Below are 11,122 nucleotides of genomic sequence, written 5' to 3'. Positions count from 1 at the left end.
AAATTTATACTCTTTTATGTATGAATTTTTGTATAGGTCATTAAAGGAGGAAAGATATAAAAAAACTAAATATGTATATATCACAGAAGACGGAGGTGATTTTTTGGATAAAAAGAAAAGAGTAAAAAACATAAATGAATATAAAAAGAGAAAAAAGAATAGATATAGAAAGAGAAAAATAAAAAGAGTAGTTAAGCCTATTTTGTTCGTATTTCCTATGGTATCAATAATCATCATAAATTTATGTGGTAATGTTATTGTATCAAACTATAAATATGAAATTAATACATTAAAAAAACAGTTGAGAAAAGAAGAAATAGCTTTAGATGGTTTAAAAATGGAACAACTAAAAAACTCAAGCATTACTAATATAGAAGAAAATGCAAAAGAAAAGTTAAATATGGATTACCCTAATGAAAGTCAAATGAGATATGTTGACTTAAACAGTTAGAAAGGGAGGTTATTAATGAAGATAAAAATAAATAGTAGGAAGAGATTAGTTATAGTAATGGTCTTGGCATGCTCCTTGTTTTTAGGATTGATATTTAGGATAGGATATTTACAACTTGTTAAAGGAGAATGGCTTAGTACGAAAGCATCAGAACAACAGACAAGAGAAATTCCAATAGAAGCTAAAAGAGGAACTATATACGATACAAATATGAAGGAGTTAGCAGTAAGTGTTACAAAATACACAGTATGGTGTAAACCAGTTGAAGTAAAAGATGCGAAAAAAACATCGGAAGAGCTGGCAAAAATATTAGATGAAAAATATGATGATATATACAAGAAGGTAAATAAGAAAAATATGGCTTTAGTTAAAGTAAAAAGATGGATTGATGATGATACTGCAGATAAAATTACAAAGGCGGGATTATCAGGAATATGGGTGGCAGAAGACAACCAAAGATATTATCCATATGGTAACTTTGCATCTTATGTACTTGGACATACATCTGCAGATTCAGCAGGTGTAGCAGGTATAGAATTAAAATATGACAGTGTATTGAAAGGCACTTCGGGGAAATTGATTGTAAGTACTGATGCAGCAGGAAAAGAAATACCACAAGGTTCTGAACAATATTATGAGCCAACAACAGGAAATGGGTTGGTATTAACTGTTGATGAAGTAATTCAACATTATTGTGAAAAGGCTGCACAAAAAGCTTATGAAGAAAATAATGCAAGTAAAGTTACTATAATTGCAATGGATCCTAAAACAGGTGATATAAAAGCAATGGTGAAAAAACCTGATTATGATCCGAATACTCCAACAAAAGCGATTTATCCTGCATATGAAGAACTATTAGAAGAGTGTAAAAGTGATAATGAAAAAATAAAAGCATATTCAACAATGTGGAGAAATACTGCAGTAAGTGATACATATGAACCAGGTTCAACATTTAAGCTTATAACTTCAGCATCAGGGCTGGAAGAAGGTGTTGTTAAGCAAGATGATAAATTTACTTGTAGTGGCAGTGTAATGGTTGAAGGACAAAAAATAAAATGTTGGAGATCTTATAGACCTCATGGAGCTGAAACATTTAAACAAGGTGTTCAAAACTCCTGTAACCCAGTATTTGTTGAAGTTGGAAGAAGACTTGGAGTTGCAAAAATGTATGATTACATAGAAGCTTTTGGATTAAATAAAAAAACAGGTATAGATTTACCTGGTGAAGCAGGCAGTATAATGTATAAAGAGAAGGATGTAGGACCTGTTGAATTAGCAACAATTTCCTTTGGCCAATCCATATCAGTAACTCCTATTCAACTTATTACAGCAGTATGTTCCATAGTGAATGATGGAAATAGAATGGAGCCAAGGTTAGTAAAGTCATATACAGATAACAAAGGAAATATAACTAAAGAAATAGATCCTGTACAGGTTAAGCAAGTTATATCAAAAGAAACATCCGCTCAAATGAGAGAAATAATGGAATCTGTTGTTACAGATGGTGGAGGTAAGATAGCATATTTACCAGGATATAGATTAGGTGGAAAAACAGGAACTGCACAAAAAGTTATAAATGGGTCTTATGCTCAAGGCCATTATGTTTGTTCCTTTATTGGGATGGCACCAGCTGATGATCCAGAGATTGTAGTACTTGCAATAGTAGATGAGCCTACAGGAGTTATGCAATTTGGTTCAACTACTGCAGGACCTATTATTAAAGAAGTAATGAGCAATACATTAAAATACTTGGGTGTAGAACCTGAGTATACAGAAGAAGAAAAATCTGAAAACATTAAAAATAAAGTAAGTGTGCCTGATGTCAGAGGTTTAACTATAGAAGATGCAACAAAAGTTTTAGAGGAGGCTAAATTGGAGGCTAATATTGATAATGATGTGGATATAAAAGAGGAAACAATAATAAAAGATATGTTTCCAAAACCTGGAGTTAGCGTAAACGAAGGTTCTCTAATATCCATTTATTTTGATAATTAATATTATAGAAACTTATAAATACCTTCAAAAAAAAGTTAATATGGTATATAATTATTAAGATAAATGTATAAAAGGCGATGTATATAATGCATTGCCTTTTATAAAGATAAGTATGAAATTAAAAATGAATAAGGAGGTTAAAATGGAATATTTAACTATAAAAGAGTTAATACTTGCTAGTGAAGGACAACTGGTTTCAAAGTGTAACGAAGAAATTTTAGTAAACGATATAGTAATAGACAGTAGAAAAGCAAGTAAAGACAATGTTTTTGTTGCTATAGTTGGAGAGAACTTAGATGGGCATGATTTCATTAATTTAGCTATAAATCAAGGCTGTAAAACTATTATAAAAAATAAAAATAACAACGTTGACATAGAGAATAAAGAAATTAATGTAATAGAAGTAAACAACACGGAAATAGCTCTTGGTGATATTGCTAGATTTTACAAAAACAAATTTGAAATACCGTTTATAGCTGTTACGGGTAGTGTAGGAAAAACAACTACTAGAGATATGGTACACTCTACAATTAGTGCAAAATATAATTCACTAAAAAATGTAGGAAACTTAAACAACCAATTTGGAGTACCTTTAACTTTATTTAACTTAAATAAAGGACACGAATGTGCAGTAATAGAAATGGGAATGAGTGGGTTTAATGAAATTGAATATTTAGTAAACATAGTACATCCACAAATAGGTATAATTTCTAATGTTGGATATTCTCATGTAGAGCATCTTGGAAGTAGAGATGGAATATTTAAAGCTAAAATGGAAATAACAACAAACTTTGATGAAAGTTCGTTATTAATAGTAAACGGAGATGATGATTGTTTAAAAACTTTAAAAAATAAAGATTTAGTTTACAAATTAAAAACTTTCGGATTTGAAAAAAACAATGATATATATTGTGAATCTTTTGAAATGGATGAAGATAGTATAAATTTCAGAGCAGTTATTGATGGAAAAAAAGAAGAATTTTTCATACCAACAGTTGGAAAACACAATATATACAATGCTATGGCAGCCATATTAGTAGGAATTAATCTTAATATGACAATAGAGGAAATAAAAGACGGTTTAAAAAATTTCCAATGTACAAAAAATAGATTAGACATTATAAAAAATAATAATTTAACTATAATTGACTCAGTTTATAATGCTAGTATAGATTCTATGACTGCGGCACTAAACATTCTTGGCAGATATGAAAGTAGAAGAGTAGCAATACTTGGAGATATGTTTGAAATGGGTGAATTTGCAGAATTTGGCCATAGACAAGTAGGAAAAGCAGCGTTAGAAAATGTAGATATACTAATAGCAATAGGAAAGGATGCAGAGTTTATAGTAAAAGAATTAAAAGAAAGTAATATGAACCCTGACAATCTTTATCATTTTGAGACAAAAGAAGAAGCAATTGAAAAACTAGATGAGATTATAAAAGCAAATGACACTATTTTAGTCAAGGCATCGAGAGGAATGCATCTAGAAAAAATTGTTGAACATCTTAATAAATAGACAAAATAATTAGCGAACTAGGGAGAGGAGTTTTATATTATGTTAGGAATAACACAGCTTACGTATACAGCGATAATCGCATTTTTAATAGTAGTTATACTAGGACCAATATTTATACCAATGTTAGCAAAATTCAAATTTGGTCAAACGGTTAGGGATGATGGGCCCCAAACTCATTTACAAAAAAATGGAACACCGACTATGGGTGGAGTAATAATGATAATAGCTATTCTTATTACTGGACTTACGAGAGCAAAAATAGACAAAGACTTATTAGTAGGATTAATATGTATAACAGGATTTGGATTTGTAGGATTTTTAGATGATTTCATCAAAATAAAAATGAAGAGATCTTTAGGACTTAAAGCATACCAAAAAATTATACTTCAATTTGCACTTGCACTATTTGTAGCTTACTATCAATACAGTGCGTCACCAAGTGCAACACAAATAATGGTTCCATTTACTGATTATGTAATTAATTTAGGACCTTTATATGTACCAATAATGATGTTTATAATAATAGGAACAGTAAATGCTGTAAACTTAACTGATGGATTAGATGGTTTAGCATCAGGAGTAACACTAGTAGTATCGGCATTCTTTATGATATTAGCAACTACTGTAGGTAATAGTGATGTTGCTATACTTGCAGCAGCTACTGGTGGAGCTTGTTTAGGTTTCTTAGGATTTAACTCATATCCAGCTAAGGTATTTATGGGAGATACAGGTTCTATGGCTTTAGGTGGGGCAGTAGTATCTTTTGCAGTTTTAACAAACTCAGTACTTTTAATACCAATAGTAGGTGGGATTTATTTTGCAGAAGCTATATCAGTAATAATACAAGTGTTATCATTTAAATTAACTGGAAAAAGAGTATTTAAAATGGCACCAATCCACCATCATTTTGAACAATGTGGATGGCCAGAAACAAGAGTTGTATTCATATTTTGGATAACTACAGTAGTATTAGCATGGATAGGAATAATAGCAGTATTCTAATCATTAGGGGGGAAAAAAATGAACCTAAAAAATAAAAATATTTTACTTGTTGGGCTGGCAAAAACAGGTGTTTCAACAATTAAATTATTAAATAAATTAGAAGCAAATATAATAGTTAATGATATAAAAGATGAAGAAAAATTAAAAGATATATTATTGGAATTAAAAGATATAAAAAATGCAGAGTATATCCTTGGATATCATCCAGAGAATGTGGATCACATAGACTTGGCTGTAGTATCTCCAGGAGTACCTTTAGACCTACCATTTATACTAAAATTAAAAGAAAGTAATATAGAAATAATAGGAGAAGTAGAACTTGCTTATAGACTTTCTAAAAATCCTATATTTGTAGGAATAACTGGAACAAATGGAAAAACTACGACAACATCTTTAGTAGGCGAAATATTCAAATCAGATAATAAAGACACATATATAGTTGGAAATATTGGAAATCCTGTTATAGATACAGTAGAAAGTACAAATGAAGATTCTTATTTAATAACAGAGTTAAGCTCTTTCCAATTGGAAAGTATTGTTGATTTCAAACCTAAAGTTGCATCAATATTGAACTTTTCACCAGATCACTTAAATAGACATCATACTATGGAAAATTATATATCTGCAAAAGCTAATATATTTAAAAATCAAGATAAAAATGATTTTGCCATATTAAATTATGATGATGAAGAAGTTAGAAAATTATCTTCTAGGTGTAATGGTCAAATAATATTCTTCTCAAGAAAAGAAAAACTTGATAAAGGTGTATATTTAGATGAAAATAACAATATAGTTATTGATATAGATGAAAAAATTGTTTTATTAAACAAAAAAGAGCTTAGTTTACCAGGGAATCATAACTTAGAAAACTGTATGGCAGCTATTGCCATGGCATATGTATCTAATATTAATTTAGAAACATTAAAACATGTATTAAAGACATTCAAGGCAGTAGAGCATAGGTTAGAATATGTAAAGACTTTAAATGATATTATGTTTGTAAATGATTCAAAGGGAACTAATCCAGATTCAACAATTAAGGCAATAACTTCTTATGAAAATCCAGTTATATTAATAGCTGGTGGATATAATAAAGAAAGTGATTTTAATGAGCTTTTAGAAATAGGAAAAGAAAATATTAAAGCTTTAATTTTAATGGGAGAAACAGCTGGCATAATAGAACAATGTGCAAAAGAAAAAGATTATCAAACTATAATTAGAGTTAATAATATGAAAGAAGCAGTAGAGGCTTCTTACAACTTAGCCGAAAGTGGAGATGTAGTTCTTTTATCTCCTGCTTGTGCAAGTTGGGATATGTATAAAAGTTTTGAAGTGAGAGGATGCGACTTCAAAGATAATGTAAACAACTTAAAATAACTCCTTCAAAGCAATTTATTGCGAAATGGAGGGTAGTCTATCAGATGCCTAGTAAAATTTTAAAAAAGCAAGTTGACAGGGGAATGAAGACTGATTTTGATCCAGTAGTATTTTATACTACAATGATTTTAGTATTTTTTGGGATCATCATGGTGTTTAGTGCAAGTTATATTCAATCTTCATTTAAACACAATGATCCCTATTATTTTTTAAAAAGAGATTTAATATTTGCGACACTGGGATTTATAGGAATGATGGTTTTGTCCAATATAGATTACAAGGTTTGGAGAAAGTATGCGACTCTAGTATCTATAATAGCAATAATATTTTTACTTTTAGTTTTAACACCTCTTGGAATTGAAGCTAATGGTGCAAAAAGATGGCTAGGTGTTGGATTTGCAACTTTTCAACCATCAGATATAGCAAAATTCGCATGTGTTATATTTACAGCAAAACTAATAGAAAAACGATACGATAAAATAAAATCTTTGACAAAAGGTGTTTTACCACTTTTACTTATGCCTATGCTAATATTTGTATTAATAATGTTTGAACCTAATATGTCTACGGCTGGAACTGTAATACTTGTAACATTTGTTATGTTATTTGTAGCAGGAATGAATATGAAATTTGTTGGAGCAATGGGATTATCAGGAGTGGCGTTATTTGGTATTTTAGTAATGATAGAGCCTTATAGACTAAAGCGTATTACCTCATTTTTAGATCCCTTCCAAGATCCACTGGGAGCAGGATACCAGGTTATACAAAGTTTGTATGCGTTAGGATCAGGAGGATTATTTGGCTTAGGTTTAGGAAAGAGTAAACAAAAGTATTTTTACATACCAGAACCACAAAATGATTTTATCTTTGCTATAATAGGTGAAGAATTAGGCTTAATAGGATGTATACTAGTAATTATGTTATTTATATTATTAGTTTATAGATGTGTCCGAATAGCACTAAAATGTGAAGACATATTTGCTTGCATGTTAGTAATAGGTATAGGAGCTTTAATTGGTATTCAAGCAGCATTAAATATTGCTGTTGCCACATCAACTATGCCAAATACTGGGGTAGCCCTGCCGTTTATAAGCTATGGAGGAACATCACTGACCATGCTTATGGGCGAAATAGGAATAGTGTTAAACGTCTCAAAACATGTCAAGATTAATTAACAGGAGATGATGCAATGAAGGTATTACTATCAGGCGGAGGAACGGGAGGACACGTTTATCCAGCTATAGCAATCGCTAACAAAATAAAAGAAGAAAATCCTGATTGTGAGATATTATTTGTAGGAACAGAAAAAGGTATAGAGTCAGAAATAGTTCCAAAATACGGATATGAATTGAAAACTGTTACAGTGCAAGGATTTAGAAGAAAAATAGATTTTGAAAATGTTAAAAGAGTTTTTAAACTGTGTAAAGGTTTAGAGCAATCTAGAAAAATTGTTAAAAAGTTTAAACCAGACATAGTTATAGGAACAGGTGGTTATGTAAGTGGACCAGTTTTATTTAATTCATCTTTAAACAAGACTGTAACAATAGTTCATGAGCAGAACTCATTCCCTGGAGTTACTAATAAAATACTATCAAAAATGGTTACAAGAGTTCTTACAAGTTTTGAAGATTCTCATGTAAGGTTTCCTGAGGAAAGTAGAGACAAATTAGTACTTACAGGAAATCCAGTAAGAAAAGAAATTTTACAAGCAAGAAAATCTACTTCAAGAAAAAAACTAGGAATAAGTGAAGATAAGAAAATGGTACTTTGCTACGGTGGTAGTGGAGGATCAGAAGAAATTAATGAAGCAATGTTACTTGTAATAAAAAATATGGTTAAAGAAGATATTGCATTTATATTTGCCACTGGTAAGTTATACTATGATGAATTTATGGAAGCTTTAGGTGAAGTATCTTTAAAACCTTATCAAAGAGTAATGCCTTATTTAGATAATATGGCCGATGGGCTAGCAGCGAGTGATATAGTAATAGGAAGTGCAGGAGCTATATCTTTAGCAGAAATAACAGCACTTGGAAAGCCATCAATAATAATACCAAAAGCTTACACTGCTGAAAATCATCAAGAATACAATGCTAAGAGTATAGAATCTCAAGGTGCTGGCATAGCTATATTAGAAAAGGATTTAACTCCTGAAAGATTAAATGAAGTAGTATTTAAATTGCTAGGAGATAGAGAACTACTAATAGATATGGCTAATGCTAGTAAAAATATTGGTAAGCCTCAAGCAATAGACTTAATATACGATGAAATTATGAAAGCTTACAATGAAAAACAAGGCAGTAATGTAACAAAAAAAGAAAAGCAAGAATTAAAAGATATACCTGAAGAAATAAACTCTAATGAGGAAACTAAGGAAATAAAAACAATAGGAATAAAGAAAAAGTAACACATACCCCCCCTAACTCATAATATTTAATAATAAGGGATTTAATATTATGATTAGGGGGGTTCATTTTGTCTAAATATCTAATAACTGGTGGAAACAAAATACACGGAACCTTAAGTCTAAAAGGGGCGAAAAACTCCATTTTACCATTAATGGCTGCATCCTTATTGAATGAAAATATTAATATTATTCATAACGTTCCATTGATAGCTGACGTTTATACGATGATAGATATCTTAGAGAGTATAGGATGTAAAATTGATTTTAATGATCATGTCTTAGTAATCGATAGCTCTAATTTAACATCAAATGAAATAGATGAAGGATACGTTAAGAAAATGAGATCTTCTATTATTGTACTAGGAGCTATGATTAGTAGATTAGAACATGTTAAAATATATGAGCCAGGGGGTTGTGCAATAGGTAAAAGACCTATAGACTTACATCTAAACTCCTTGAGACAGCTGGGGGTAAAAATAGAAGAAGGATGTATTATAGACTGTGAAAGAAAAGAAATTATAGGAAATGATATAATTCTTGATAGTCCAAGTGTAGGTGCTACGGAGAATATTATTTTAGCAGCAGTAAAAGCAAAAGGGATAACAAGAATATATAATGCGGCTAAGGAACCAGAAATAGAGGATTTACAGGATTATGTGAATAAAATGGGAGCAAAAGTTAATGGTGCAGGAAGCGATTTTATAGAAATACAAGGTGTAGATAAATTAGATAAAGTAGAACATACTGTTATTCCTGATAGGATTGCAATAGGAACTTATATGGTTGCAAGTGCAATTACGGGAGGGTATTTGGAAGTAGATAAAATAGTAAGGTCCCATATGGAACCTATAAATAATACTTTAATAAAAGCAGGATGTGATATTGAATATACTAAAGAAGGTCTTATATTAACTTCTCCACAGAGAATTAAAGCAATAAACTTTTTGAAAACTGATACTCATCCTAATTATCCAACAGATATGCAAGCTCAGATGATGGCTCTTATGACTTTGAGTGAAGGAAATAATATTTTTTATGAGACAATTTTTGAAAATCGTTTTATGCATTGTAGTGAACTTAATAAAATGGGAGCAAACACAGAGATTATAAGTAGCCATTTATGTAGAGTAAACGGAGTAAATAAGTTATGTGGAGCTAAAACTAAATCACCAGATTTAAGAGGCGGGGCAGCTTTGATTATAGCATCCCTTGCAGCTGAGGGAGAAAGTGAAATTAGTAATATATATCATGTGGAAAGAGGATATGAAAATATAGAAGGGGTATTAAATAATTTAGGAGCAGATATAAAGAAAGTATAAAGGGTCTTTTAGGCCTTTTATATTTTTTGTCATAATTTGCTTACTAAAAAGAAAAACTTTGGTAGGATTTTCAAGTATGAAAGAAGTATTTTATATATAATAAAGTTAAGGAGGGGTGTGTTTGAAAAAAATAAAAAAAATAAATACTAATAAACTTATGGGAATCTTATTTTTTTCTTTATTGCTAACCTTTGGAACATGTTTCTTCTTAAAAAGTGATTTCTTTTTTTTAAAGCAGGTTGTAATAAGCAATAATAAATACTTATCAAACGAAGATGTTAACAATCTTTTAAGTTTAGATAAAAATAAGAATATTTTTTTCTATAATTTACAAGATTTAGAAGATAAAGTTAAAGAAAGCAACTATGTTGAAGATTGCGAAATAAAAAGGAAGATACCAAATAAACTGATGGTAAATGTAAAGGAAAAGAATATTATTGGCCCCTTGTATAATGGTAAGTCTTATTGTTATATAGACAATAAAGGAAAATTTGTGGATGAATTGAAAGAGATAAAAAATGATGATTTAGTTATATTTATCAATTATACATTAAAGAAGAAAACTTTAAAATTTAAGGATGAAGAAGATAAAAATGAGCTATTGACACTATATAATAAATTAGATGAAGAAAATATATTAATACAAATTAAAACAATTGATTTTAGAAAAAAAACTGGAATTAGTATGAGGGGAAAAACTGGACTTACTATATGCCTTAATAAAGATAAGAACATAGAAAAAAATATAGAAAAGCTTAGTAAAGTTCTAATAGATTTACAAAATAGAAAAGAATTTTATGGAAAAATAGACTTTACTTATAACAACTATGTATTATATAGTCCTTATTCAAATTAAAAAATATTTAAAAAATAGAAAAAAGCATAAATAATATAAAAAATTACTTGAATATTACTATCTTTTCACAGTAAAATTTAAAGTAGGCAAATAGTGTAAATTACTATCACAAAATATTTCCTTAAACTTAAAAGATAAATATTTGAACTTTTTCATAAAATTAGGAAATATCTATTTTCAAATCATTACTATTAAG

At 29.7% G+C, this 11,122-nt stretch carries 9 protein-coding genes; all 9 read left to right on the top strand.

Going from position 1 to position 11,122, the window contains the following annotated elements; genetic code table 11:
* Positions 1-451, top strand: a 451-nt coding sequence (locus tag NSA58_RS09660) for an FtsB/FtsL family cell division protein (RefSeq protein ID WP_257560416.1), incomplete at its 5' end; no start/stop codon positions are given.
* A gap of 15 nt (positions 452-466) precedes the next feature.
* The gene (locus NSA58_RS09655; protein WP_039680997.1) at positions 467-2,446 is read left to right on the top strand and encodes a stage V sporulation protein D; all 1,980 of its coding nucleotides are present in this window, start codon (positions 467-469) and stop codon (positions 2,444-2,446) included.
* 142 nt (positions 2,447-2,588) lie between these two features.
* Positions 2,589-3,965: a UDP-N-acetylmuramoyl-tripeptide--D-alanyl-D-alanine ligase gene (locus tag NSA58_RS09650; protein WP_039680996.1), complete on the top strand. Its 1,377-nt coding sequence runs from the start codon at positions 2,589-2,591 to the stop codon at positions 3,963-3,965.
* Between the two features lie 36 nt (positions 3,966-4,001).
* Entirely contained in the window at positions 4,002-4,967 is a 966-nt protein-coding gene (mraY, locus tag NSA58_RS09645; RefSeq protein WP_139044986.1) for a phospho-N-acetylmuramoyl-pentapeptide-transferase, read from the top strand.
* Between the two features lie 18 nt (positions 4,968-4,985).
* A complete protein-coding gene (gene murD / locus NSA58_RS09640) occupies positions 4,986-6,344 on the top strand; it encodes a UDP-N-acetylmuramoyl-L-alanine--D-glutamate ligase (protein ID WP_039680994.1) in 1,359 nt (452 codons plus the stop codon).
* A 44-nt stretch (positions 6,345-6,388) separates the two neighbouring features.
* Complete coding sequence (gene spoVE / locus NSA58_RS09635) at positions 6,389-7,519, top strand: stage V sporulation protein E (protein ID WP_039680993.1); 1,131 nt, start codon at positions 6,389-6,391, stop codon at positions 7,517-7,519.
* A gap of 14 nt (positions 7,520-7,533) precedes the next feature.
* On the top strand, positions 7,534-8,751 hold the full coding sequence (gene murG / locus NSA58_RS09630; RefSeq protein ID WP_039680992.1) for an undecaprenyldiphospho-muramoylpentapeptide beta-N-acetylglucosaminyltransferase: 1,218 nt from the start codon (positions 7,534-7,536) through the stop codon (positions 8,749-8,751).
* Between the two features lie 68 nt (positions 8,752-8,819).
* Positions 8,820-10,070: a UDP-N-acetylglucosamine 1-carboxyvinyltransferase gene (gene murA / locus NSA58_RS09625; RefSeq protein WP_039680991.1), complete on the top strand. Its 1,251-nt coding sequence runs from the start codon at positions 8,820-8,822 to the stop codon at positions 10,068-10,070.
* Positions 10,071-10,191: 121 nt separating this feature from the next.
* Entirely contained in the window at positions 10,192-10,926 is a 735-nt protein-coding gene (locus NSA58_RS09620; RefSeq protein WP_074079168.1) for a cell division protein FtsQ/DivIB, read from the top strand.
* Positions 10,927-11,122: the final 196 nt, after the last annotated feature.

The organism is Terrisporobacter muris (genome assembly GCF_024621905.1).
In the GTDB taxonomy this organism is placed as follows: Bacteria; Bacillota; Clostridia; order Peptostreptococcales; family Peptostreptococcaceae; genus Terrisporobacter; species Terrisporobacter muris.
Note: the sequence above shows the minus strand (reverse complement) of the source record. Positions and strands in the feature narration are given on the sequence as shown.

Coding starts and splice junctions, on each gene's coding strand:
- spoVE (WP_039680993.1), top strand. CDS start 6,389: ATGCCTAGTAAAATTTTAAAAAAGCAAGTTGACAGGGGAATGAAGACT.
- murG (WP_039680992.1), top strand. CDS start 7,534: ATGAAGGTATTACTATCAGGCGGAGGAACGGGAGGACACGTTTATCCA.
- NSA58_RS09655 (WP_039680997.1), top strand. CDS start 467: ATGAAGATAAAAATAAATAGTAGGAAGAGATTAGTTATAGTAATGGTC.
- NSA58_RS09650 (WP_039680996.1), top strand. CDS start 2,589: ATGGAATATTTAACTATAAAAGAGTTAATACTTGCTAGTGAAGGACAA.
- murD (WP_039680994.1), top strand. CDS start 4,986: ATGAACCTAAAAAATAAAAATATTTTACTTGTTGGGCTGGCAAAAACA.